Raw genomic sequence first — 24,568 nt, 5'->3', positions numbered from 1 at the left:
TACCCTCACAATGTTTTATTATTCGTAAATTACATATTTATATACATTTAACGTAATGTTTAAAGTATAATATGCTAGGTTATTTTTTATTTTATCCTATAATTGTGTTTTTACAATTATTAGTGCTTATTCTATTAAATTTAAGCGCATATAATTAATTCATTATTATATAGACTAGGACGCATTTATATTATATTTTCTACACCAATTTCATATCCAAACCTAGGATAACTTAAATAAAAAAAGGCCGAAACACTACTAATGTTTCGGTCACAAATATAATCAGAGAGTAAAATTGAACTTTTTATTCAGATTGAAATAACAAGTTTACCAATCATACTCTGATCTTCTATTTTTTTATGCGCTTGGTAAATATTATCTGCTGTTAAACCATTGATTACTTTATTAACTGTCGGTTTATAAATGCCCGCTTCTATTTTATCAGCAATATCTTTTAAGTATTCCCCATGTATGCCCATATCTTCTGTTTCATTTAATGGACGTGAATACATATACTCATGTGTAAACGTAATACTCTTTGGTTTTAATAAGTTTAAATCTTGTTTATTATTAAATGCTACGATTGTTGCTATGATACCGCGAGGTTTAATTAATTCAATCATTTTTTCATAATACAGGTCTGTATCAAATGTGCAAAAGATATAATCTACTTCACTAATTTCATATTTTTTGAACTCATCTGCTAGATTATTTTTATGATTCAACACAATGTCCGCACCTAATGATTTTGACCAATTATATGTTTCATCACGCGAGGCGGTTGTAATAACATGTAATCCATAATGTTTTGCAATTTGTGTAGCAATACTACCAACGCCACCCGCACCATTGATAATTAATAAAGATTTGCCTTTATTATCTTCAGGGTTATGCGAGATTTTAAAAACATCAAACAATGTTTCAGAAGCTGTTAAACCAGTTAGAGGTAAACTTGCCGCTTCTGTGTCAGAAATATTATTAGGTTTGAACGCTACCAGTTGTTCATCTACAAGTTGGTGTGTTTGATTTGAACCTTGGTAAGCAGGTGAACCCGAATAATAAACTTCATCGCCCGCTTTAAAATATTTCACTGCATCTCCTACTGCTTCTACAACACCTACAGCATCGTAGCCTAAAATCCTAGGTGCTTCATTAAGAGGAGATTGTCTAATTTTAGTATCTACAGGATTGACACTGATAGCCTTTAAACGGACTAATAGCTCACGTTGTTTAGGCTGTGGCATCTCTTGTTCCATTTCATAAAATTGGTTACCTTCATTTAATTTAAATGGTTTGTCTGCACCTACTGCTTTCATACGAGCATCTCCTTCAATTATAAATTATTTGATACTTGAACAACTTGTTTACCAAAATTATCACCAGTAAATAAATTTCTAAAAGCATTAGGCAAATTGTCAAAACCTTCTACAATAGAAGTCTTCGTTTTTATCTTATCTTCGCTTACCCATTGTGCAAGATTTTTACTTGCGTTTGTAAAATCATCGGCGTAATTAGCAACAATAAACCCTTTCATAAGTGCTTGTGATTTTATTAAAATTGGTTGTATACGTGGTCCAAACTCAATTTCTTCGTTATTGTATCCAGAAATAGCGCCACAAACTGGGATTCTAGCAAATTGATTTAAATGTTTCATTACTTCATCTGCTACATCGCCACCAACATTTTCAAAGTAAACATCTACGCCATCAGGCACAGCTTGAGCTAATTGTTCAGAAAAGTCATCAGCTTTATAATCTACGCTTGCATCAAAACCTAATTGCTCGGTTAAATATTTCGTTTTTGTTGTGCCACCTGCAATGCCAACCACGCGCGCGCCTTTTATTTTAGCAATTTGACCCACGACTGATCCTACAGCTCCTGATGCTGCAGAGACGACAACAGTTTCGCCTTCTTTAGGGTCCCCAATTTTTAACAAGCCATGATAAGCAGTTTGTCCTGTCATTCCTAAAACACTGAGATATAAATAGGAAGGTATATCTGTTTGAGTAATTTTATTTATATTTTGTGCTGATACGTTTGATACTTTTTGCCATGGTAACTGTCCCATTACCATATCACCTTTCTCAAATGAATCAGCTTTTGATTGAACGACTTTTCCGACAATATGTCCTGATAATGGTTCGTCCAATTGAAATGGTTGTACATATGATTCGCTATCATCCATTCTCCCACGCATATATGGGTCTACTGATATATAAATAGCTTCTACTTGAATTTCATCATTGTTTGGCTCATCTAGTTCAACAGTTTCATATCTAAAAACCTCATCTGAAGGTATGCCCTCAGGTCGTTTTGCTAATACAATGCGTTCTGTTTTCATTATTTTGCCTCCATTTCATCTTTGCCCTCATTCTATAGATATGTAGTTATACAATCAATCAAATCGCTTATCTGTATTTTTAATATCATGTTATGCTATCTAAATATAACAATGCGTAATTACCTGTTAAGGAGAGTTGGATATGAGATTAAGTATTTTAGATTACGTTCCAATTTTTGAGGGGCGTAATGCAACTCAAGCTATTAATCATTCAATTGAATTGGCGCAATTAGCCGAATCTTTAGAATTTTATCGATTCTGGATTGCAGAACATCATAAAGTATTTTCAGTAGCTTCTAGTGCTCCTGAAATGCTTATGATGACCCTCTTAGAAAATACTAAAACAATGCATATTGGCAGCGGTGGGGTTATGTTGCCTCACTATAGTGCCTACAAGATAGCAGAAATTTTTAAAATAATGGAAGCACGTCATTCTGACAGAGTTGATTTAGGTATTGGGCGTTCATATAGTTTTAAAAATGTAAATCACGCGTTAAATGAAAATAAAACGGCTCATGTTGATTTTAATACACAAATTAAAGATTTAATAGATTACTTTAATGATAACAGTGAACATCAACGATTTACCGGATTATATGCAACGCCATTCATTCAAACACAGCCTACCATGTATTTGTTAGGCACCAGTCAACAAAGCGCTAAGCTTGCTGCACAACAAGGCTTACCCTTTGTTACAACATTAATGGGACAGAATAAAGATAAAATCAATACTTCTATAAGCTACTATCGCCAGTTATTTAAAACATTATATCCAAACCAATCACCCTACGTCATTATTTCAACCTTTGTTATCACTGCTGATAATATGCAAAAAGTAAAAGATTTGGAGCGAGCTTTTCATCTTTGGTTACTCCGTATTAGTTATTTAAATCAACCAAAAACTTACCCTTCAATTGCTTATGCAAAACAAAGACAGTCTTCGAATAGAGAATTAGAAAAAATAAAACAAAACGAAAAGCGTGTTATAAGTGGTTTACCAGGTGAAGTATTTTTAAAACTACAAGAAATCGCTACGTATTATAATGCGGATGAAATAATGATTCAACCACATGTATTCGCTGAACAAAATCGAAAAAACTTATTGTACTTATTAGCATCTGAAAAAGATAAATTTGAATCAACATAATGTTTTGTTTCTTAACATCTAATAAATACGATGAAAAAGTGTAGCACAGAAATGAATACAAGCACTGAAGCACTTATATAAACCACTGTTGTTTTCTTAAAATGGGCTCGCCTAAGGTAAACTTATGTATCAATCCCACTCATTCAATACTTTTAGGAGTGGGACTTTACTATTTTTGTTCTATTTAATCTTTGTTATGAATATGAGTAGCGCGGATATTAATGAATACCTCAGCTAAATTGAAATTTATCTTATTTATCGTTCCATAAAAATTCATTTACTCTATCTATCACTTGTACGTTATGAGGTAATTCACTGTGCTTGGCTTTAGGGCCATTAACTTTATATTCTGTATAACCGTCATGTTGGTTGGGTAATAAATATTTGAGTGATTTAGAGGATACATTAGTCACTTTACCATCAGAATTTGTCCCATCTTTCAGATCTCCATAAATATTTAAAACTTTTGAATTTCTAGGATAATGATCTTTCATTGTTAATAAATTTCTATATTTTTCTAACATTTTATTAGGCTTTCCCCTCTTATCTATTTCTATATCCAAATCTAACCCATTGATATCAACTTCACCGTTAAAGTTCCCAGCTAGGCTTACTTGTTTATTTAATTTAGGTAATTGTTGGTTATCACCATAATTTAACATATAGTAACTAAAAGACTGATTTCCCATTGAATGTGCTACGAAATTAAACTTTTCAAAATGGTACATCGCATTAAAGGTATAAATGACATTTTTAATCCATCGCGCATTTTCATACACGTTCTTATTCCTATTATCTTCTAGTATGATTTTAATCATAGGGCGTTTGGCGTTAGGATCTATTGTCCCTTCAAATGTCACCTTTCCATTTGGCTTAACTTTTGCTTCAATGATTTCGTTTGTATCGCCTTTTTGAACAGCGGAATTCACCATATAATTCTCTGAATACTTTGCTCCTCCAAAACCATGTAAATAAAAAGTGGGGATTGATTCACTGTCATTTATGTTTTTAATAATTGGTTTATTGAGTACTTGATCTCTTAACAGAACCATACTGCTAGATAAAATAATTAGCATCATTACTATTAAACATTTTTCTAATATCATACGTTGCTTATTGAATGACATACGCATTACCTCTAATACATTTTTCATTTGTTATACCCGTCATATTGTGACTTATTCAATTTAATCGCTAATAAATAGTTATATGATTAATACACATTAATTGTATAGAATAAAAAAACTTCCCATACAATGATGGGAAGTTCAAAAAATATTAGATATGATACTAGTACACACAATGTATGAACAAAATGTCTTTAATTAAACGCAAATTGCTGAGGCAGTTTACGTACCCAGACTGTATGCGAATACTTTCGCAATAGTTCGGACAAATTAACGTTTTGAGAATTGTGGTGAACGACGAGCTTTTTTAAGACCTGGTTTTTTACGTTCTTTCATACGTGGGTCACGAGTAAGTAATCCAGCGCGTTTTAAAGAACTTCTATACTCAGGATCAGCTTCTAATAATGCACGTGCAATTCCGTGACGGATAGCTTGTGCTTGTCCAGTAAAGCCACCACCGTGAACGTTAACTAATACATCATAGTTACCTTTAGTTTCTGTAACATCGAATGGTTGGTTTAAGTCTAAGATTAATGATTCGAATGGTAAGTAGCTACGTACATCATTGTTATTAACAGTAATGTTACCTTCGCCAGGTACTAAACGTACACGTGCTACTGAGTTTTTACGACGGCCTGTGCCTTTATATTCAACTTGTGCCAATGTAATTTCCTCCTTTTAATTAACCACGTAACTCGTAGTTTTCTGGTTGTTGTGCAGCGTGTGGATGTTCAGCGCCACCATAAACAAATAATTTCTTGCCTTGTTTTTCGCCTAAACGAGTGCTTGGTAACATACCTTTAATTGAAGTTTCAAGTAAACGTTCTGGGTTTTTAGCTTTTAATTCACCAGCAGAAACTGATTTGATTCCGCCTGGATGATTACTATGACGATAATACATTTTATCTTGTTCTTTATTACCAGTGAATTGGATTTTAGCAGCGTTGATGATAATTACATAATCACCTGAATCAACGTGTGGTGTATAAGTTACTTTATTTTTACCGCGTAGAATAGCAGCTACTTCTGATGATAAACGACCAAGTGTTTTACCTTCAGCATCAATAACATACCATTTGCGCTCAATGTTTGCTTCATTAGCCATAAATGTTTGACGCATATAATTGTCCTCCTAGAATAAATAAATGGTTCTTGTCTAATTAAAATGATATTTAAACTTAAATTCATTTATTTTGTTAATTTATTATTTCTACGTGCTTCTATATCTTGTTACACAATAAGATTCCGGGGCTTATCGTGGGGTGATATAAAACAATACCGTTAGTTATCGTATAATTTTTATGCCGTTTTGTCAATGTAATTTACCTATTTTGTGTAGATTTTTTTCGGTGAATTTTAATGTTTTCACCAAAGTCATTCATAAGCGATTGAGGTGATAGATAAATATGTTCTAAATACAATCCTTCAGCAGGGGCAGTGAATGGTACTTTATTACGATTCTTCTCTTCTAATAGTTGAGGGACGCTTTCTGGATTATACTTCCCTTTTCCTACACCAATTAAAAATGCTACTAGTACACGTACCATATTATATAGAAAACCTGAACCCGTGACCACATAATCAAAACCGTATGTAGTTTTTTCTATTCTGCTCTCATACAGGGTACGCACTTTGCTTTCAACTTCTGTTTTTTGAGAACAAAAACCAGTAAAATCATGGGTTCCTATAAACAGCTGTGCAGCTTGTATCATCTTGTCAAAATCTAAATTATCATAGACATAGGCTTTTAAACCACATTCAAACGGATCTTTATGTGCTGATTGATATATCTTATAGCGATAAGTTTTTCCTACACAATCATACCGACAATGGAAAGACTCATCTACAAATGCCACTGAGTTGACATAAACGTCATCAGGTAGCGCACGATTCATAGCGTATTGCCATTGATCGGCTGAAATATTCAGTTCGGAATCAAAATGAAAATACTGCTCAAATGCATGTACGCCACGATCTGTTCTGCTAGTAGGATGTATTCTAACGTGACGTTTATGCATACGTTTAAGTATTTTTTCGAATTGCTGTTGTACTGTTCTGCCATTATCTTGAATTTGGAAACCCAAGAATTGACTACCTTGATATGAAATATTTACTAAAACACGAACCATCCTTTACACTCCTATATGCTTTAATATGAATAATATTATTGCTATTGGTACGATTAACATTAATAACAGACTATCAGCCCATCGCCAGTATAATTTACGATAACTTGTGCGCTTTTTATGCGTTTCATATCCTCTGACTTCCATGGCTATTGCTAAATCTTCAGCTCTTTGAAATGCTGAAATAAATAAAGGAACCAATAATGGGATGAAGGCTTTAACTCTGTTGATTAAGCCACCAGAACTAATTTCTGAACCTCTTGATTTTTGTGCTAATATAATTTTATCTAATTCATTCATTAATGTCGGAATGAAGCGTAAAGCAATGGACATCATCATACTCAATTGATGAACTGGTATTTTAATAATTTTTAATGGCGATAATAATCTTTCAAATGCATCTGTAAGGTCTAAAGGACTTGTTGTTAAAGTCATGATGGTAGATATCATAATAATAAACATTAATCTTAAAACAATATAGATCCCTTCTAATATGCCGTTTGTATCGATAGAAAGGAAGCCGAGTTCAAATATACGCACGCCGCCTTTTGTTAAAAATAAATGCATTAAAAATGTAAAAATGAGAAAAATCCATATTGGTGTTAAGCCCTTAATAAGAAACCATGATTTTATGCGAGAAGCTTTCATTATAATAAAAATGATTAAGAACAACCACAAATAAGTGGCAAATGAATGGGCAAAAAATATTAATATGATAAATAGAAATACAAATATTAATTTTGCACGTGGGTCACGTCGATGAATAATAGTATCTAATGGAAGATATCGTCCTATTATGAACTTATCCCTCATCTGCTTGCCACTCCTTATACATATCAGTAAATTCTGATTCTGTTAATGCGACGTGACCAAATTCAAATTGATATTTTGCTTCCACATCTCTTTGCAATTTAACAATATCTGGCACATCTAAATGCATTTCATTAACATATTCATCAGCACTAAATAATTTTCTTGGGGAACAACTTTCGATTAATTTACCATGTTTAATGATTTTCACTTCATCCACATATTTCGCTACATCATTCATTTCATGTGTAACTAATATGATTGTTTTATTTTGCTCAGTTTGAAGTTGCTTTATCATTTCCATAATTTGTGTTCTACTTTTTGGATCCAAACCAGCCGTAGGTTCATCTAAAATAACGATATCCGGATCCATAGCTAATATAGAAGTGATTGCTATTTTTCTCATTTGCCCACCTGACATTTGAAATGGGGATTGTTCAAGGATATCTCTATTAAAACCAAATTCTAATAATAATTGAAATGCGCGTACTTTAACTTCATCCATATTCATATTAAAATTCTTAGGACCAAATAAAATTTCTCTCTCGACCGAATCTTCAAAAAGCTGTGATTCAGGAAATTGGAAAACGACGCCTACACGCTTACGAATTTGTTTCAAAAACTTATCCTTTGTTTTATGTGTGATTGTAATGTCATCGACCTCTAATGCGCCATCAGAAGGTTTTAACAATCCATTAATATGTTGTATCAATGTGGATTTACCTGAGCCCGTTTGGCCTATAACAGCGTAATACTTTCCCTGCTCAAATGTAGTTACAATATCTGCAAGCGCAAGATGCTCATAAGGTGTTCCTTTTTGGTAAACATAAGTCACTTGATTAAATTTAACAGTCATAATTTGTCTACCAACCCCTCATACGAAATGTAGTCAGTAACACCTAACAGTTGCTTATTCATTCTCATCGCAAATGGTAAATCTAAACCAATTTCCGTAAGCGCATCACCTTGGCTAAAAATGGCTTGTGGCGAACCCGTTTGATATAATGAGCCTTTATTTAAAACAATTAAATGATCAGCACCGACGGCTTCTGACAAATCATGTGTAATAGATATAATCGTTACATCTTTTTCTTCTTTTAAGCGATGTATTAATGAGAGTAATTCTTTTCTACCTTCAGGGTCTAACATAGAAGTGGCTTCATCTAAAACAATAATATCTGTATTCAATGCTAAAACACCTGCTATCGCAACACGTTGTTTTTGCCCTCCAGAAAGCGACTGTGGTTCATAAGTAGCTCTATCTAACATATCAACATCCATTAACGCGTTAGGCACAATGGCTTGCATATCCTCATATGACACGCCATTGTTCTCTAAGCCAAACGCCACATCGAATTCTACAGTTGAACCAACAAATTGATTTTCTGGATTTTGAAATACAATCCCTATATGTCGTCTTAGTTCATTTAAATTCTCATCATTAATACAAACGTCGTTTAAGTATATTTGACCTTCAAATGGCTTTTCAATACCAATCATCAATTTAGCTATAGTAGATTTACCCGAACCGTTATGGCCTACTATAGATGTCCATTTGCCTTTAGGGATACGAAATGATACATCATTTAACGCAAGTGGTTCATCGCTATTATATTTAAATGATACATGATTAAATATAATCATGCCTTCTTCTTGCGTCATCATATCAATTGCCTCCTAAATCTATACTTTCTCATCATATATTATCTTATTTTACATGAAAAATTAAAAAGAATCACTGTTTCTTCTCTAATTATTTTTAATTTTCATATTAAATTATACTCCTTCGTCTATATCAATGTACTGTCTTATATAAGTCAAAGTGCTTTATTAAATGCAGGATAGATTTAACATAATACTTTCGTGTTTTTCACAAATATATGCAAGTAATACACTAAACTTATTTTGCTAGTACTGCTTATGTATTTGCTTTAGCAAATTTAATTGTCATTCACAGAACACAAAAAAAAAACAAATTTTTCAGTTCGCTATTGCATAAGTCTAAAGCAGCACGCTAAACTTTCTTTAGCTAGCACTGCTTATGCATTCGCTTATCGAATGTATTCCTTTTTTATTCTGAAGAATTAAGGTTCTGCAGTTCGCTATTGCTTCGCAATTGCATAAGTCCCCCTAAATTCTGAAGAATTAAGGGGGACTAAATAAAAAAGCGCGCACCCCATCTATTTGAGTTCACGCTTTAAAGTTTATTAAGTTTGATGGGGTACTCTGAGCTAGACAATATCTGTATGTGGCAAACATTATCGTTGCACTCATTTGCTTTATATATAGTAGTACGTATATTTAAATTAAACTAATTCTATAATTACTGATTCAGCACCGTCACCACGACGTGGGCCTACTTTAAGGATACGAGTGTAGCCACCTTGACGTTCTGTATAACGTTCAGCAACTTCACCAAATAATTTTTGAAGTGCAGTTTGTGTTGTTTCATCTTCATTTAAGATTTCAACATTACGCAAAGTCTTAGCTGCTTGACGACGAGATGCTAAATCTCCTTTTTTACCTAAAGTGATTAATTTTTCAACAACACTACGTAATTCTTTTGCACGTGCTTCTGTAGTTTCAACACGTTCACTTATGATAAGTGAAGTAGCTAAGTCACGTAACATCGCTTTACGTTGATCAGAAGTACGACCTAATTTTCTGTAACCCATGAGTTAACCTCCTTTTTTATTAATCTTCTTTTCTTAGACCTAGACCTAAATCTTCGAGTTTATATTTAACTTCTTCTAATGATTTACGACCTAAATTGCGGACTTTCATCATGTCAGCTTCAGATTTATCAGCTAATTCTTGAACAGAATTAATACCCGCGCGTTTTAAGCAGTTATATGAACGTACAGATAAATCCAATTCTTCGATAGACATTTCAAGTACTTTTTCTTTTTGGTCTTCTTCTTTTTCAATCATGATTTCAGCATTTTGTGCTTCATCAGTCAATCCAACGAAGATGTTTAAATGTTCAGTTAAGATTTTTGCCGCTAGAGAAACAGACTCTTGTGGCGTGATTGAACCGTTAGTCCAAACATCTAAAGTTAATTTATCAAAATCACTACTTTGACCTACACGTGTATTTTCTACTGTATAGTTAACACGTTCTACTGGTGAATAAAGTGAATCCACTGGAATTACACCAATTGGTAAATCACTAGTGTTATTTTGTTCTGCTAATGCGTAACCTCTACCCTTATTAGCAACAAGACGGATTTTTAAATGTCCACCTTTAGAAACTGTTGCGATTTTAATCTCAGGATTTAAAATCTCTACATCACTATCATGAGTAATGTCACTTGCAGTTACTTCGCCTTCATCTTTTACATCAATTTCTAATGTTTTGTCTTCTTCAGAATAAATTTTTAATGCTAGTTTTTTGATGTTCATAATAATTGTCGAAACATCTTCTACAACATTATCTATTGCTGAGAATTCATGTAACACACCTTCGATTTCGATGTACTTAACGGCTGCACCTGGTAATGAAGATAGTAGGATACGACGTAAGGAGTTTCCTAGTGTAGTACCGTAGCCACGTTCTAGTGGTTCAACAACGAACTTACCGAATTTAGCATCTTCACTAATTTCAATTGTTTCAATTCTAGGTTTTTCGATTTCAATCATTTACAAATATCCTCCTTGATTACGTCGACTTAAATTATACTGTATTTCTCAGTGACCTGCGACAATAACGATAATATTATACGCGACGACGTTTTGGTGGACGACAACCATTATGTGGTACTGGAGTAACGTCACGGATTGCAGTTACATCTAATCCAGCTGATTGTAATGCACGGATTGCTGATTCACGACCAGGACCTGGTCCTTTAACAGTCACTTCAACCGTTTTTAAGCCATGTTCCATAGCTGCTTTCGATGCAGTTTCTGAAGCCATTTGAGCTGCAAAAGGTGTTGATTTTTTTGATCCTTTGAATCCAAGTGCACCTGCTGATGACCATGATAAAGCATTACCAAATTCATCAGTAATAGTTACGATTGTATTATTGAATGTTGAGCGGATGTGTGCTACACCATTCTCAATATTCTTTTTCACTCTACGTTTACGAGATACTTGTTTACGTGCCATTTAAAATTTGCCTCCTTTACCTATTATTTTTTCTTGTTAGCTACAGTTTTAACTGGACCTTTACGAGTACGAGCATTGTTTTTTGTCTTTTGTCCGCGTACTGGTAATCCGCGACGGTGACGAATACCACGGTATGATGAGATTTCCATTAAACGTTTAATGTTTAAGTTTTGCTCACGACGTAAGTCACCTTCTACTTTATAGTTGTCAACTACTTCACGGATACGACCTAATTCGTCATCAGTTAATTCGTTAACGCGTGTATCTGGTGATACATTAGCTTCTTCCACAATCTTTTTAGCTGTAGTAGTGCCGATACCATATACATAAGTTAAAGAAATAACAATACGTTTTTCACGTGGAATATCTACTCCTGCAATACGTGCCATAATTATTTACACCTCTCTTTTATTAGCCTTGTCTTTGTTTATGTTTTGGGTTGCTACAAATTACCATTACTTTACCTTTACGTTTAATGACTTTACATTTTTCGCAAATTGGTTTTACTGATGGTCTTACTTTCATTTTAATACCTCCCTATATTATGGAGTGACGATTATTTATAACGATACGTAATTCTGCCGCGTGTTAAATCATACGGAGACATTTCTACTGTTACTTTGTCGCCAGGTAGAATACGAATATAATTCATTCTGATTTTGCCACTCACGTGAGCTAAAATCTCATGACCATTTTCTAATTCTACTTTAAACATTGCATTTGGTAAAGTATCTAATACTGTACCTTCTAATTCAATAACATCTTGCTTAGCCATTTATTAACTTCCCCCTTTTTACAATAGTTGGTTATCGTCTAAGATCAACTCTAACCATACGAGTCTATAAGTGTTGTTAATAAGTTCAACAAAAATAAAATGAATTACTATATCGCATTGTCACTCTTTCGTTTATACTCTTGGCATTACATAGACCGTACAAAGTTGATACTATTTTAGATTCTCAAGAATTTCGATTACGTCTGAAGTAACCTCTTTAATATCTTTTGAACCGTCAATGTTTTTCAATACATTTTCATTATCATAGTATTCTAAGATAGGCTTAGATTGTTTAACATTGACATTTAAACGATTTGCAACTGTCTCTGGGTTGTCATCTTCACGTTGGTATAATTTACCGCCGTCAATATCACAAATGCCGTCAACTTTTGGAGGATTGAATACAAGATGATAAGTGGTTCCGCATTTTTCGCAAATTCTACGACCAGTAAGGCGGTTCATTAATTCTTCTTCAGGGACCTCTATATTGATAACAGCGTCAATTGTTCTATCTAATTCTTGCATGATTTCACTTAATGCTTTAGCTTGTTCAATAGTACGAGGAAAGCCGTCAAGTAAGAATCCTTTTTTTGCATCGTCTTCTGAAATTCTATCTTTAACGATGCCCACAGTAACTTCATCAGGGACTAATTCTCCACGATCCATGTACGATTTAGCTTCTTTGCCTAAATCCGTTTCATCTTTAATCGCTTTTCTGAACATGTCTCCAGTAGATATGTGTGGAATCGGGAATTTCTTAACAATTTCACTCGCTTGAGTTCCTTTACCTGCGCCAGGTAAACCCATTAAAATGATATTCATAAGTGCCCTCCTACAATTTATCTACCACCAAAGCCTCTATAATCTTTTTGACTCACTTGAGCTTCAAGACTCTTCATTGTTTCAATCGCAACACCAATTACGATAAGTAGACTTGTACCACCAACTTGAATACTTTGTGGTAAATCCATCACCTTAGTGGCAATGATTGGAAGAATAGCAACGACTGCTAAGAATATTGATCCTACAAAGGTCAATCTGTAGAGAACTTTAGTAATATATTTTTTGGTTTGTTCGCCAGGTCTGATCCCTGGGACATAGCTTCCTTGTTTTTTAAGGTTATCAGACATCTTTTCAGGATTGACTTGTACAAATGCATAGAAATAAGTGAAAGCAATGATGAGTACTACGTAAACGATCATTCCGATATTATTCGATGGATTTGCAACGTCAGATATTTTTTGCGCCCAACTAGCATCAGGGAAGAACAATGTTAATGTTCTTGGTAATAAGAAGAACGCCATTGCAAAGATGACTGGTATAACCCCTGCAGAGTTAACTTTCAAAGGTAAATATGTTGCTTGTGAACCTAATCGTTGTGCTGATTGTTTTTTCGCATATTGAATTGGTATTTTACGAATAGCTTGTAGTACAAATATTGCACCAACTGTTAATAATATCATTCCAACAATTAATCCAATAACTTTTAACCATGCTAATGTTGTATCATCTTGCCCCACAAAGGATTGTTGGTAGAACTGGATTAATGATGAAGGTAATGAAGATAAAATACCACCAAAGATTATAATGGAAATACCATTACCAACACCGAATTGAGTGATTTGTTCACCTATCCAAATTAAGAATGCGGTACCCGCTGTTAACACAACAGCTATCGTTAAATAACTAATTACTGATTGGTCTATAATAAGTTGTCCTTGTAAATAATTATTAAACTGGAACGCCATACCTATAGATTGGATAAATGCAAGTACAATTGCAAAATAACGTGTTACATTATTAAGTTTCTTTCTACCTGCATCACCTTGTTTTGCCCACTCAGAAAACTTCGGAACAATATCCATTTGTAATAACTGCATCACAATAGATGCAGTGATATAAGGCATTATACCCATGGCAAAGATAGAAAAGTTCTGCAAGGCTCCGCCACCAAATGTGTTTAACAAGTCAGTGACACCTTGAGAACCTTGTTGACTGTCAAATGCAGCTGGATTTACACCAGGTGCAGGAATATAAGTACCTATTTTAAAAATAACTAACATTGCGAGAGTAAAAAAGATCTTGTTACGAACTTCTTTTGTAGTAAAGAAGCTCACAAGCGTTTGAAACATTAGATCACCTCGTGTGCTCCGCCTTTAGCATCAATAGCTTCTGCTGCAGATGCAGAGAATTTGTTAGCTTTCACTGTTAACTTCTTGTCAAGTGAACCTTTACCTAATACTTTAATACCAGATTTTTCACTTTTAACTACACCAGATTCTACTAATAAAGCAGGAGTTACTTCAGTACCATCCTCAAATTTATTAAGTTGGTCTAAGTTAACAATAGCATATTCTTTGCGGTTAATGTTAGTAAAGCCTCGTTTTGGTAAACGACGGAATAAAGGTAATTGTCCACCTTCGAAACCTGGTCTTAAACTACCACCTGAACGCGCTTTTTGTCCTTTTTGTCCACGGCCACTAGTTTTACCGTTACCAGTAGCTGCACCACGACCTACGCGGTTACGAACTTTGCGAGAACCTTCTGCTGGTTTTAACTCATGTAATTTCATTTCGGCACCTCCTTAATTATTGTTTTTCTACTGTCACTAAGTGACTTACTTTGTTGATTTGCCCACGAATAGCAGGGTTATCTTCAACAACTACTGAAGAGTTTGTTTTTTTCAAACCTAAAGCTTCAACAGTTTTACGTTGTGTTTCTGGACGACCTATAACACTACGAGTGAGGGTAATTTGTAATTTAGCCATAACTTATTTTCCCTCCTTAATTATATAATTCTTCTACTGACTTGCCACGTAATTTCGCAACTTGTTCAGCATTTTTAAGGTTTTGTAATCCATTAAGTGTTGCACGCACCATGTTGATTGGTGTGTTTGATCCTAAAGATTTACTTAAGATATCAGTGATACCTGCTAATTCTAATACTGCACGAACAGGGCCACCCGCAATAACACCAGTACCAGGAGCTGCTGGTTTCATTAATACACTACCTGAACTGAATTGTCCAGTAATCGTGTGAGGCGTTGTACCTTCGACACGTGGAACTTCAACTAAGTTTTTCTTAGCTGCTTCTACTGCTTTTTTGATTGCTTCAGGTACCTCTTGTGCTTTACCAGTACCGAATCCAACGCGACCGTTTTTGTCTCCAACTACTACTAAAGCGCTAAAACGGAAACTACGACCACCTTTTACAACTTTTGCAACACGGTTAATTGTAACAACGCGTTCTTCAAATTCTTTCGCTTCTTCTCTACGAGCCATGTAAATGTCCCTCCTTTAAATTAAAATTCTAAACCATTTTCACGAGCTGCATCTGCTAACGCTTTAACACGTCCGTGATATAAATATCCTCCACGGTCAAAAACAATTGTTTTCACACCATTTTCGCTAGCTCTTTTAGCAACAGTTTCGCCGACTTTAGCTGACAAATCAACTTTTGATCCAGTTTCGTTAGCTAGATCTTTATCTTGAGTTGAAGCTTGTGCTAATGTTCTGCCATTAACATCATCGATAACTTGTGCATAAATGTGTTTATTTGAACGATAAACATTTAAACGTGGTTTTTCAGCAGTGCCAGCTAGTTTGCTACGGACACGTGCATGTCTTTTTAAACGCACTTTATTTTTATCAATTTTGCTGATCATTTTATTACTCCTTTCTTCTGAAAGTTATTTATTATTTACCAGTTTTACCTTCTTTACGGCGAACATATTCACCTTGGTAACGAATTCCTTTACCTTTATAAGGTTCTGGAGGTCTTACTGAACGAATGTTTGAAGCGATAGCTCCAACTTGTTCTTTAGAGATACCTTCTACAGTTACTGTAGTGTTCTTCTCAACGCCGAACGTGATACCGTCTTCAGCTTTAAACTCAACTGGGTGAGAGTAGCCAACGTTTAATAATAGGTCATTACCTTGCATTTGCGCACGGTAACCTACACCTACAAGTTCAAGTGTTTTTTTGTAACCATCTTTAACACCTTGAATCATATTATTGATTAAAGCACGCGTTGTACCATGAACTGTTCTATCATCTTGAGAATCAGTTGGTCTTACAACTTCTAATGTGTTTTCATCTTGTTTATATGTCATTCTTTCATTCATTGTTTGTGATAATTCACCTTTAGGACCTTTGACAGAAACTGTATTTCCTTCGATAGTTACTGTAACGTCACTAGGGATGTCAATAATTTTTTTACCAACACGACTCATGTTATCGCACCTCCTTATTATTAATAATTACCAAACGTAACCTAAGATTTCTCCACCAATATTACGTTTTCTTGCTTCTTTATCAGTGATAACACCTTCAGAAGTTGAAACTAATGCAATACCTAAACCATTAAGTACTCTTGGTACTTCATTCGCTTTAGCATACACACGTAAACCTGGTTTTGAGATACGTTTTAATCCAGTGATAACACGTTCATTATTTTGACCATATTTAAGGAATAAACGGATAACCCCTTGTTTATCGTCTTCAACATATTCTACGTTTTTAATGAAACCTTCACTTTTTAATATTTCAGCAATTTCTTTTTTAATATTTGAAGCAGGTAATTCTAACTTGTCATGACGCACCATGTTTGCGTTTCTTACTCGAGTTAGCATATCTGCAATTGGATCGTTGATTGTCATTGAATGTTGCCTCCTTTCAGACTTTTTTCTATTACCAGCTAGCTTTACGAACGCCAGGGATTTGGCCTTTATAAGCTAATTCACGGAAACAAATACGGCATAATTTAAATTTACGATATACAGAATGTGGACGACCACAGCGTTGACAACGCGTATATTCACGTACTTGGAACTTTTGTTTTTTTTGTTGCTTAGCAACCATTGAACTTTTAGCCACTTAATTAGCCTCCTTTAGAGATTATTTTTGAAATGGCATACCGAATTGTGTTAACAATTCACGAGCTTCCTCGTCAGTGTTAGCAGTCGTTACGATAACGATATCCATTCCTCTTATTTTGCTTACGCGATCATAGTCGATTTCAGGGAAAATTAATTGTTCTTTAACACCTAATGTGTAGTTACCTCTACCGTCGAATGCTGATTTTGAAACACCACGGAAGTCACGTACACGTGGAAGTGATACAGATATTAATTTATCTAAAAAGTCATACATTCTTTCACCACGAAGTGTTACTTTAGCTCCAATTGGCATACCTTCACGTAAACGGAATGTAGCGACAGATTTTTTTGCTTTAGTTACTAATGGTTTTTGCCCAGTGATTGCTTGTAATTCTTCTACAGCATCATCTAATACTTTAGCGTTTTGTACAGCATCACCAACACCCATGTTTACTACAATTTTTTCTATTTTTGGTACTTCCATTACAGAACTATAGTTGAATTTTTTCACTAAGTCGGATGTAACTTCGGTATTGAATTTTTCTTTTAAACGATTCACAGTGGATCCTCCTTTCAACTAGTTATTAATTATTAGATTTGATTTCTTCGCCAGATTTTTTAGCTACACGAACTTTTTTGCCATCTTCGAATTTATAACCTACACGAGTCGGTTCATTCGTTTTTGGATCTAATAATTGTACATTAGAAACATGGATTGCTGCCTCTGTTTCTAAGATTCCACCTTCAGGATTAAATTGAGTTGGTTTTTGGTGTTTTTTGATAGTGTTAACACCTTCCACAACGACACGGTCTTTTTTAGGTTCAGTAGCTACTACTTTACCTTCTTTACCTTTGTCTTTACCTGCGATAACTTTTACGTTGTCACCTTTTTTGATATGCATGTGTGGCACCTCCTTAAATTTATATATTTATAAATAGTTTATTATAGTACTTCTGGAGCTAATGATACGATTTTCATGAAATTACCTTCACGTAATTCACGCGCAACTGGTCCAAAAATACGAGTACCACGTGGGCCTTTGTCGTCACGAATGATGACACATGCATTTTCATCAAATTTGATATATGAACCGTCATTACGACGTACACCTGATTTAGTACGTACAACAACAGCTTTAACTACTTCACCTTTTTTGACAACGCCGCCTGGTGTAGCATGTTTAACAGTAACGACGATAACGTCACCAATGTTCGCTGTTTTACGACCAGATCCACCTAATACTTTGACTGTAAGTACTTCACGTGCACCAGAGTTATCTGCTACTTTTAATCGTGTTTCTTGTTGGATCATGAGTTAAACCTCCTTTATCTTCACTGTTTATTAAATAATTACTGATTCTTCAACAATATCTACTAAACGGAAACGCTTAGTTGCTGATAAAGGACGTGTTTCTTGAATCTTAACGATGTCCCCTAATTTAGCTGAGTTGTTTTCATCATGTGTTTTGTATTTTTTAGAGTATTTTACTCGTTTGCCATATAGTTTGTCGGTCTTGTATGTTTCAACAAGTACAGTTACTGTCTTATCCATTTTATCGGAAACGACTCTACCTACATAAACTTTACGATCATTTCTTTCGCTCACTTTAGTAACCTCCTCTTTCAATTAAATTATTGATTAGCCTTACCTTGTTCAATTTCTCTTTCACGAGCAACAGTTTTTAGACGTGCAATCGTTTTTCTTACTGTACGAATACGTGCAGTTTCCTCTAATTGACCTGTAGCTAACTGAAAGCGTAGGTTAAAAAGCTCCTCTTTTGAAGATTTGATTTGTGCTTCGATTTCAGAAGTGGTTAAGTCTCTAATTTCCTTAGCTTTCATTTGTTTCACCACCCAATTCTTCACGTTTTACAAACTTAGTTTTAACTGGAAGTTTGTGACTTGCTAAACGTAATGCTTCACGCGCAACTTCTTCGTTTACGCCTGCAACTTCAAATAAAATTCTACCTGGTTTTGCAACAGCAATCCAGCCTTCAACGGCACCTTTACCAGCACCCATACGAACTTCTAAAGGTTTTTTAGTGTAAGGTGTATGTGGGAAGATTTTGATCCAAACTTTCCCGCCACGTTTCATATAACGAGTCATTGCAATACGAGCTGATTCGATTTGACGAGATGTAATCCAAGACGTTGTAGTAGCTTGTAAACCATACTCACCAAATGTTACATAGTTACCGCCTTTAGAACGACCAGTTGTTTTAGGACGATGTTGACGACGATATTTAACACGTTTTGGTAGTAACATTATTATTTTCCTCCTTCACTAGTGTTCTTAGTAGGAAGAACTTCTCCACGATAAATCCACACTTTGACACCTAACTTACCATAAGTTGTGTCTGCTTCTGCGTGTGCATAGCCTATGTCAGCACGTAGTGTATGAAGTGGAACAGTTCCTTCTGAATATTGTTCTGCACGAGCGATATCAGCACCAGCTAAACGACCAGATACTTGTGTTTTGATACCTTTAGCACCTTGTTTCATCGCTCTTGTAATTGCTTGTTTTTGTACACGACGGAATGATGCACGGTTTTCTAATTGACGTGCAATGTTTTCTGCTACTAATTTAGCATCTAAATCAACTTTTTTGATTTCAATTACGTTGATGTGTACTTTTTTGTTTGTTAATGAATTTAATTTGTTACGAAGTTTTTCAATTTCTGAACCGCCTTTACCGATTACCATACCTGGCTTACCAGTGTGAATAGCGATGTTGATACGATTAGCAGCACGTTCAATTTCTACATGAGAAACTGAAGCTTCTTTTAATGCGTTATCAATAAACTTACGGATTTTTAAATCTTCGTGTAATAATGATGCGAAGTCTTTTTCTGCATACCATTTAGCTTCCCAATCACGGATTACACCGACACGAAGTCCAATTGGATTAATTTTTTGACCCACAGTGTTCCCTCCTTAAGAATTTATTAAGCTTCTTTCGCTTCTTCTTTACCGTCACTCACGACGATTGTAATGTGGCTTGTACGTTTGTTGATCGCACTTGCACTACCTTGTGCACGTGGACGGAAACGTTTTAATGTTGGTCCTTCATTAGCATAAGCTTCTTTAACTACTAATTCATCTGTATTCATGTCGTAGTTATGTTCAGCATTCGCTAAAGCGGACATTAATAATTTTTCAATTACTGGCGATGAAGCCTTGTTTGTTAATTTTAAGATCGCAATCGCTTCACCAGCGCTTTTGCCTCTAATTAGATCTAATACTAATCTAACTTTACGAGGTGCGATTCTTATTGTTTTAGCAACCGCTTTTGCTTCCATTCCAATTTCCTCCTCTACCTGTTAGATACTATCTTCTTGTTTTTTTATCGTCTGCTACGTGACCTTTAAATGTACGTGTTGGTGCAAACTCTCCTAGTTTATGACCAACCATATCTTCTGTTACGAATACAGGTACATGTTTACGTCCATCATAAACAGCGAATGTATGTCCGATGAAATCAGGGAAAACAGTTGAACGACGTGACCAAGTTTTGATTACTTGTTTTTTCTCACTTCCGCTTTGAGCTTCAACCTTTTTCATTAAGTGATCGTCAACGAAAGGTCCTTTTTTAATACTACGAGCCATAGTGGCGCCTCCCTTCTTATTATGTGCGTGCAGCGTTTAAGCCGCACACCCAAATAAGTTATTTTTATTTTTTCTTCTTACGTCCACGAACGATAAGTTTATCAGATGATTTTTTACCGCGACGTGTTTTCTTACCAAGTGTTGGTTTGCCCCATGGTGACATTGGAGAAGGCATACCGATTGGTGCGCGTCCTTCACCACCACCGTGTGGGTGATCGTTAGGGTTCATAACAGAACCACGAACTGTTGGGCGAAGACCTTTCCATCTTGAACGGCCAGCTTTACCAACATTAACAAGTTCATGTTGAATATTGCCAACTTGACCTATTGTCGCACGGCAAGTTGAAAGAATCATACGTACTTCGCCAGATCTTAATCTGATTAATACATATTTACCTTCTTTACCTAATACTTGCGCACTAGCGCCAGCAGAACGAGCAATTTGTCCACCTTTACCAGGTTTCAACTCGATATTATGAATAATTGTACCTACTGGAATGTTTTGTAATGGTAATGCATTACCAACTTTAATATCTGCATTTTCACCGTTTTCAAGTATTTGACCTACTTTTAAGTTTTTAGGCGCAATAATGTAACGTTTTTCTCCATCAGCATAAAATAACAATGCGATGTTTGCTGAACGGTTTGGATCATATTGAATTGAATCAACTTTTGCTTGGATACCATCTTTGTTACGTTTGAAATCAATTACACGGTATTGACGTTTATGCCCTCCACCATGGTGGCGAACAGTCAATTTACCTTGGTGATTTCGTCCCGCTCTTTTCGGTAGCGGTTGTAATAATGACTTTTCTGGAGTAGTTTTCGTAATTTCTGCGAAATCTAAACTAGTCATATTACGACGACCGTTAGTAATTGGCTTATATTTTTTTAGAGCCATTGTCGTTTACCTCCTTATTGGTAATTTATTAGTTAAATAGATCGATTGATCCTTCTTTTAGTTTAACGATTGCTACGCGTCGTTTGTTTGTATAGCCTTGGTAACGGCCCATACGTTTTTTCTTCGGTTTGTAGTTGATGATGTTTACACTATCAACTTTAACATCGAAGATTTCTTCTACAGCAATTTTTACTTGTGTTTTATTAGCACGAGTATCAACATCGAATGTATATTTGTCTTCAGCCATTGCAACTGATGATTTTTCAGTAATTACGGGGCGCTTAAGAACGTCTCTTGCTTCCATTATCCGAGCACCTCCTCAACTTTTTTAGCAGCTGCTTCTGTGATTACTACACTGTCAGCGCTTGTTAAATCTAGAACGTTTAAACCTTGTGCTGTTGTCACTTGAACGCCAGGGATGTTACGAGCTGATAATGCCACGTTCACATCTTCAGATTCTGTGATTACTAACACTTTTTCAGGTTGTTCTAAGTTAGAAAGTACAGTTTTGAATTCTTTCGTTTTCGGAGCTTCAAAACTTAATGTATCTACAACTGTTAAGCTATTTTCTTGTGCTTTAAATGATAATGCTGAACGCAATGCTAAACGGCGCATTTTTTTAGGCATTTTATAAGCATAGCTTCTTGGTGTTGGTCCAAATACGATACCACCACCACGCCATTGTGGAGCACGAATTGTACCTTGACGCGCACGTCCTGTACCTTTTTGTCTCCATGGTTTACGTCCACCACCACGTACTGCTGAACGGTTCTTAACAGCATGAGTACCTTGGCGTAATGAAGCACGTTGTAAGTTAATTGCTTCAAAAAGAACATTGTTGTTTGGTTCGATTGCAAATACTGCATCGCTTAATTCAACTGAACCTGATTTAGTTCCATCTACTTTTAATACATCATAATTTGCCATTATGCATTTCCTCCTTTCGCTCTATTTTATTTATTACCTTTAATTGATGAAGAAATTTCTAAGAATCCTTTTTTAGGACCTGGCACGTTACCTTTTACTAAAATAACATTATTTTCAGTATCAACTTGAACTACTTCTAAGTTTTGGACTGTTACAGTGTTTCCACCCATACGTCCAGGCATCTTTTGCCCTTTGAAAACTTTTGAAGCGTCTGACGCCATACCTACTGAACCAGGTGATCTATGGAAATGAGAACCATGTGACATTGGTCCGCGTGCTTGATTATGACGCTTAATGGCACCTTGGAAACCTTTACCTTTAGATACGCCAGTTACATCAATGATTTCACCGGCTTCAAATGTATCAACTGAGACTTCTTGACCTACTTCGTATTCATCAACGTTAACGTTTCTGAATTCACGAATGAAGCGCTTAGGTGCTGAATCTGCTTTTTTAGCATGTCCTTCAGCTGGCTTATTAGCATATTTGCTTGATTTGCTTCCTTTTTTGTAAGCTTCTTTATCAGCATAGCCTACTTGGATTGCATTATAGCCATCTACTTCTTCAGTTTTCTTTTGTAATACTACGTTTTTACTAGCTTCTACTACTGTTACTGGGATTAAATCACCGTTTTCACCGAAAACTTGTGTCATCCCGATTTTTCTTCCTAAGATTCCTTTGGTCATCGAAAGTCCACCTCCTAATTTTTTTATAATTTAATTTCGATGTCTACACCGGATGGTAAGTTTAAGCCCATAAGAGCGTCTACTGTTTTTGGTGTAGGGTTAACAATATCGATTAAGCGTTTATGTGTACGTTGTTCGAATTGTTCACGTGAATCTTTGTACTTATGCACGGCACGAATTACAGTGTAAACTGATCTTTCAGTTGGTAACGGAATTGGTCCAGAAACGTCTGCACCAGAACGTTTTGCTGTTTCAACAATTTTTTCTGCAGATTGATCGATAACTCTGTGATCATAAGCTTTTAATCTGATTCTGATTTTTTGTTTTGCCATAATTTTCCCTCCTTATACGTCTACATTTAAGTGATAGACTTCTCCACGAAAACTATCTCACACAGCGCCATGGCAAAGCGGCCGGGTGTGTCAGTAACCTTTCGCTTCATCGCGTGTTCTTAAAGTCCAACATTAGATATGTTACATGAAAAGCAGTGAGTTTTCAAGCTTTTCTGCAAAACTTTTTTACTTTTTGCCTAACACATACCTTGTTATTATACTTGAATAAAATATTCAGTTCAACCTCTTTTGAAAAATTTTTATACTTTTATTTTATGATAGTCATCGAATGACTAAATATTATTTTTCTTTTTTAATTTCGTTTATACTATACAATGTCAGGTGGTGAATATTTATGAAAAGTGGTATTCGTACAACGCTTATCGTATTAAGTCTCATTTTAATTATTGGAGAATTTATATATGGCGTTCCCTTTTTAGGAGGCAGTATTATCTTTAGTCTTGGTTGGCAGCCATTGCTTTTGAATGCATTGCTGTATTTTATAATTGTTATTATATTAGTTGCAGATAAGCAAAATACTATTAAACCAATGTTATTAATTCCATTATTAGGTGTGATTGGTTCATTTATAGCATTTGTACCGTTTATCGGTATGATCATCCATTGGATTTTATTCTTTTTAATGTTGTTCTTTATTTTAATTGTATTTTCTACGCCACTATATATCCCCAATAAGCATGCAAAAGTTGTTTATACTCAAGAAAAACAGGAAGAAAAAAATTAGTTATCATATTATTCATACTTTCTAGTTAGGTGAAACATTATAATGTAGAAACTGGTTTTAAT

At 35.0% G+C, this 24,568-nt stretch carries 40 protein-coding genes; 2 read left to right on the top strand and 38 right to left on the bottom strand.

Going from position 1 to position 24,568, the window contains the following annotated elements; translation table 11 throughout:
• Positions 1–308: 308 nt before the first annotated feature.
• Together KA900_RS12455 and KA900_RS12450 are read right to left on the bottom strand one after the other, a co-directional pair.
• Positions 309–1,316, bottom strand: coding sequence for a zinc-binding alcohol dehydrogenase family protein (locus tag KA900_RS12455; protein ID WP_103372768.1), 1,008 nt, complete (start codon positions 1,314–1,316; stop codon positions 309–311).
• Positions 1,317–1,333: 17 nt separating this feature from the next.
• Positions 1,334–2,341 (bottom strand): NADP-dependent oxidoreductase, encoded by a 1,008-nt coding sequence (locus KA900_RS12450; RefSeq protein WP_103372769.1) that lies wholly within the window; start codon positions 2,339–2,341, stop codon positions 1,334–1,336.
• Between the two features lie 142 nt (positions 2,342–2,483).
• On the opposite strand from KA900_RS12450, the gene KA900_RS12445 reads away from it, so the two are divergent.
• The gene (locus KA900_RS12445; protein ID WP_119487676.1) at positions 2,484–3,488 is read left to right on the top strand and encodes an MsnO8 family LLM class oxidoreductase; all 1,005 of its coding nucleotides are present in this window, start codon (positions 2,484–2,486) and stop codon (positions 3,486–3,488) included.
• A 251-nt stretch (positions 3,489–3,739) separates the two neighbouring features.
• Here KA900_RS12445 and KA900_RS12440 read toward each other — a convergent pair whose 3' ends face one another.
• The 36 genes from KA900_RS12440 to rpsJ form a co-directional block, all read right to left on the bottom strand.
• Positions 3,740–4,642 carry an alpha/beta hydrolase gene (locus KA900_RS12440; RefSeq protein WP_232164847.1) on the bottom strand — a complete coding sequence of 301 codons (903 nt, stop codon included), beginning with the start codon at positions 4,640–4,642 and terminating at the stop codon, positions 3,740–3,742.
• 243 nt (positions 4,643–4,885) lie between these two features.
• Positions 4,886–5,278: a 30S ribosomal protein S9 gene (gene rpsI / locus KA900_RS12435; RefSeq protein WP_217983399.1), complete on the bottom strand. Its 393-nt coding sequence runs from the start codon at positions 5,276–5,278 to the stop codon at positions 4,886–4,888.
• A gap of 19 nt (positions 5,279–5,297) precedes the next feature.
• Positions 5,298–5,735, bottom strand: coding sequence for a 50S ribosomal protein L13 (gene rplM / locus KA900_RS12430; protein WP_096808705.1), 438 nt, complete (start codon positions 5,733–5,735; stop codon positions 5,298–5,300).
• A gap of 202 nt (positions 5,736–5,937) precedes the next feature.
• A complete protein-coding gene (gene truA, locus KA900_RS12425; RefSeq protein WP_103372770.1) occupies positions 5,938–6,744 on the bottom strand; it encodes a tRNA pseudouridine(38-40) synthase TruA in 807 nt (268 codons plus the stop codon).
• Positions 6,745–6,747: 3 nt separating this feature from the next.
• A complete protein-coding gene (locus tag KA900_RS12420) occupies positions 6,748–7,554 on the bottom strand; it encodes an energy-coupling factor transporter transmembrane component T family protein (RefSeq protein WP_096808703.1) in 807 nt (268 codons plus the stop codon).
• Entirely contained in the window at positions 7,544–8,407 is an 864-nt protein-coding gene (locus KA900_RS12415) for an energy-coupling factor transporter ATPase (RefSeq protein WP_096808702.1), read from the bottom strand. The genes KA900_RS12420 and KA900_RS12415 overlap by 11 nt, the downstream gene beginning before the upstream one ends.
• Positions 8,404–9,213 (bottom strand): energy-coupling factor transporter ATPase, encoded by an 810-nt coding sequence (locus tag KA900_RS12410; protein ID WP_096811200.1) that lies wholly within the window; start codon positions 9,211–9,213, stop codon positions 8,404–8,406. The genes KA900_RS12415 and KA900_RS12410 overlap by 4 nt, the downstream gene beginning before the upstream one ends.
• Positions 9,214–9,857: 644 nt before the next feature.
• Positions 9,858–10,226: a 50S ribosomal protein L17 gene (rplQ, locus tag KA900_RS12405; protein ID WP_096808701.1), complete on the bottom strand. Its 369-nt coding sequence runs from the start codon at positions 10,224–10,226 to the stop codon at positions 9,858–9,860.
• 19 nt (positions 10,227–10,245) lie between these two features.
• A complete protein-coding gene (locus KA900_RS12400; RefSeq protein WP_019468661.1) occupies positions 10,246–11,190 on the bottom strand; it encodes a DNA-directed RNA polymerase subunit alpha in 945 nt (314 codons plus the stop codon).
• A gap of 76 nt (positions 11,191–11,266) precedes the next feature.
• Complete coding sequence (gene rpsK / locus KA900_RS12395; RefSeq protein WP_096808700.1) at positions 11,267–11,656, bottom strand: 30S ribosomal protein S11; 390 nt, start codon at positions 11,654–11,656, stop codon at positions 11,267–11,269.
• A gap of 23 nt (positions 11,657–11,679) precedes the next feature.
• Complete coding sequence (gene rpsM / locus KA900_RS12390) at positions 11,680–12,045, bottom strand: 30S ribosomal protein S13 (RefSeq protein WP_096808699.1); 366 nt, start codon at positions 12,043–12,045, stop codon at positions 11,680–11,682.
• Positions 12,046–12,067: 22 nt separating this feature from the next.
• On the bottom strand, positions 12,068–12,181 hold the full coding sequence (rpmJ, locus tag KA900_RS12385; RefSeq protein WP_002482634.1) for a 50S ribosomal protein L36: 114 nt from the start codon (positions 12,179–12,181) through the stop codon (positions 12,068–12,070).
• A gap of 31 nt (positions 12,182–12,212) precedes the next feature.
• Positions 12,213–12,431: a translation initiation factor IF-1 gene (gene infA, locus KA900_RS12380; protein WP_001118443.1), complete on the bottom strand. Its 219-nt coding sequence runs from the start codon at positions 12,429–12,431 to the stop codon at positions 12,213–12,215.
• A 171-nt stretch (positions 12,432–12,602) separates the two neighbouring features.
• A complete protein-coding gene (locus KA900_RS12375; RefSeq protein WP_096808698.1) occupies positions 12,603–13,253 on the bottom strand; it encodes an adenylate kinase in 651 nt (216 codons plus the stop codon).
• Between the two features lie 17 nt (positions 13,254–13,270).
• Positions 13,271–14,563: a preprotein translocase subunit SecY gene (gene secY, locus KA900_RS12370; protein WP_096808697.1), complete on the bottom strand. Its 1,293-nt coding sequence runs from the start codon at positions 14,561–14,563 to the stop codon at positions 13,271–13,273.
• The gene (rplO, locus tag KA900_RS12365; protein ID WP_096808696.1) at positions 14,563–15,003 is read right to left on the bottom strand and encodes a 50S ribosomal protein L15; all 441 of its coding nucleotides are present in this window, start codon (positions 15,001–15,003) and stop codon (positions 14,563–14,565) included. The genes secY and rplO overlap by 1 nt, the downstream gene beginning before the upstream one ends.
• 16 nt (positions 15,004–15,019) lie before the next feature.
• Positions 15,020–15,199 (bottom strand): 50S ribosomal protein L30, encoded by a 180-nt coding sequence (gene rpmD, locus KA900_RS12360; RefSeq protein ID WP_096808695.1) that lies wholly within the window; start codon positions 15,197–15,199, stop codon positions 15,020–15,022.
• A 16-nt stretch (positions 15,200–15,215) separates the two neighbouring features.
• Positions 15,216–15,713 carry a 30S ribosomal protein S5 gene (rpsE, locus tag KA900_RS12355; RefSeq protein WP_096808694.1) on the bottom strand — a complete coding sequence of 166 codons (498 nt, stop codon included), beginning with the start codon at positions 15,711–15,713 and terminating at the stop codon, positions 15,216–15,218.
• Positions 15,714–15,733: 20 nt separating this feature from the next.
• A complete protein-coding gene (rplR, locus tag KA900_RS12350; protein WP_096808693.1) occupies positions 15,734–16,096 on the bottom strand; it encodes a 50S ribosomal protein L18 in 363 nt (120 codons plus the stop codon).
• A gap of 31 nt (positions 16,097–16,127) precedes the next feature.
• Positions 16,128–16,664 carry a 50S ribosomal protein L6 gene (gene rplF, locus KA900_RS12345; protein ID WP_096808692.1) on the bottom strand — a complete coding sequence of 179 codons (537 nt, stop codon included), beginning with the start codon at positions 16,662–16,664 and terminating at the stop codon, positions 16,128–16,130.
• A gap of 27 nt (positions 16,665–16,691) precedes the next feature.
• Entirely contained in the window at positions 16,692–17,090 is a 399-nt protein-coding gene (rpsH, locus tag KA900_RS12340; protein ID WP_096808691.1) for a 30S ribosomal protein S8, read from the bottom strand.
• A gap of 31 nt (positions 17,091–17,121) precedes the next feature.
• Entirely contained in the window at positions 17,122–17,307 is a 186-nt protein-coding gene (locus tag KA900_RS12335) for a type Z 30S ribosomal protein S14 (protein ID WP_096808690.1), read from the bottom strand.
• Positions 17,308–17,328: 21 nt separating this feature from the next.
• The gene (gene rplE, locus KA900_RS12330; RefSeq protein WP_096808689.1) at positions 17,329–17,868 is read right to left on the bottom strand and encodes a 50S ribosomal protein L5; all 540 of its coding nucleotides are present in this window, start codon (positions 17,866–17,868) and stop codon (positions 17,329–17,331) included.
• Between the two features lie 25 nt (positions 17,869–17,893).
• The gene (rplX, locus tag KA900_RS12325) at positions 17,894–18,211 is read right to left on the bottom strand and encodes a 50S ribosomal protein L24 (RefSeq protein WP_096808688.1); all 318 of its coding nucleotides are present in this window, start codon (positions 18,209–18,211) and stop codon (positions 17,894–17,896) included.
• Between the two features lie 41 nt (positions 18,212–18,252).
• Positions 18,253–18,621, bottom strand: a complete 369-nt coding sequence (gene rplN, locus KA900_RS12320) for a 50S ribosomal protein L14 (protein ID WP_019468649.1) — start codon at positions 18,619–18,621, stop codon at positions 18,253–18,255.
• 30 nt (positions 18,622–18,651) lie between these two features.
• Positions 18,652–18,915 (bottom strand): 30S ribosomal protein S17, encoded by a 264-nt coding sequence (gene rpsQ / locus KA900_RS12315; protein WP_096808687.1) that lies wholly within the window; start codon positions 18,913–18,915, stop codon positions 18,652–18,654.
• A 26-nt stretch (positions 18,916–18,941) separates the two neighbouring features.
• Complete coding sequence (rpmC, locus tag KA900_RS12310) at positions 18,942–19,151, bottom strand: 50S ribosomal protein L29 (RefSeq protein ID WP_002509269.1); 210 nt, start codon at positions 19,149–19,151, stop codon at positions 18,942–18,944.
• Positions 19,141–19,575: a 50S ribosomal protein L16 gene (gene rplP / locus KA900_RS12305; protein ID WP_019468647.1), complete on the bottom strand. Its 435-nt coding sequence runs from the start codon at positions 19,573–19,575 to the stop codon at positions 19,141–19,143. Before rplP ends, rpmC begins: the two co-directional genes overlap by 11 nt.
• A 2-nt stretch (positions 19,576–19,577) precedes the next feature.
• Complete coding sequence (gene rpsC / locus KA900_RS12300) at positions 19,578–20,231, bottom strand: 30S ribosomal protein S3 (protein ID WP_096808686.1); 654 nt, start codon at positions 20,229–20,231, stop codon at positions 19,578–19,580.
• A gap of 23 nt (positions 20,232–20,254) precedes the next feature.
• On the bottom strand, positions 20,255–20,608 hold the full coding sequence (rplV, locus tag KA900_RS12295; RefSeq protein WP_096808685.1) for a 50S ribosomal protein L22: 354 nt from the start codon (positions 20,606–20,608) through the stop codon (positions 20,255–20,257).
• A gap of 28 nt (positions 20,609–20,636) precedes the next feature.
• On the bottom strand, positions 20,637–20,915 hold the full coding sequence (gene rpsS / locus KA900_RS12290) for a 30S ribosomal protein S19 (protein WP_096808684.1): 279 nt from the start codon (positions 20,913–20,915) through the stop codon (positions 20,637–20,639).
• Between the two features lie 64 nt (positions 20,916–20,979).
• A complete protein-coding gene (rplB, locus tag KA900_RS12285) occupies positions 20,980–21,816 on the bottom strand; it encodes a 50S ribosomal protein L2 (protein ID WP_096808683.1) in 837 nt (278 codons plus the stop codon).
• A 28-nt stretch (positions 21,817–21,844) separates the two neighbouring features.
• Positions 21,845–22,120, bottom strand: a complete 276-nt coding sequence (gene rplW / locus KA900_RS12280; protein WP_019468642.1) for a 50S ribosomal protein L23 — start codon at positions 22,118–22,120, stop codon at positions 21,845–21,847.
• Complete coding sequence (gene rplD, locus KA900_RS12275) at positions 22,120–22,743, bottom strand: 50S ribosomal protein L4 (protein WP_096808682.1); 624 nt, start codon at positions 22,741–22,743, stop codon at positions 22,120–22,122. Before rplD ends, rplW begins: the two co-directional genes overlap by 1 nt.
• A 26-nt stretch (positions 22,744–22,769) precedes the next feature.
• Positions 22,770–23,429: a 50S ribosomal protein L3 gene (rplC, locus tag KA900_RS12270; RefSeq protein ID WP_096808681.1), complete on the bottom strand. Its 660-nt coding sequence runs from the start codon at positions 23,427–23,429 to the stop codon at positions 22,770–22,772.
• 23 nt (positions 23,430–23,452) lie between these two features.
• Complete coding sequence (gene rpsJ / locus KA900_RS12265; RefSeq protein ID WP_002482611.1) at positions 23,453–23,761, bottom strand: 30S ribosomal protein S10; 309 nt, start codon at positions 23,759–23,761, stop codon at positions 23,453–23,455.
• 355 nt (positions 23,762–24,116) lie between these two features.
• Here rpsJ and KA900_RS12260 point away from each other — a divergent pair, with 355 nt between their 5' ends.
• Entirely contained in the window at positions 24,117–24,506 is a 390-nt protein-coding gene (locus tag KA900_RS12260) for a hypothetical protein (RefSeq protein ID WP_207572738.1), read from the top strand.
• Positions 24,507–24,568 lie beyond the last annotated feature (62 nt).

Origin of the sequence: Staphylococcus sp. GDY8P120P (genome assembly GCF_017892065.1) — a bacterium.
Classification (GTDB): Bacteria; Bacillota; Bacilli; order Staphylococcales; family Staphylococcaceae; genus Staphylococcus; species Staphylococcus nepalensis.
Note: the sequence above shows the minus strand (reverse complement) of the source record. Positions and strands in the feature narration are given on the sequence as shown.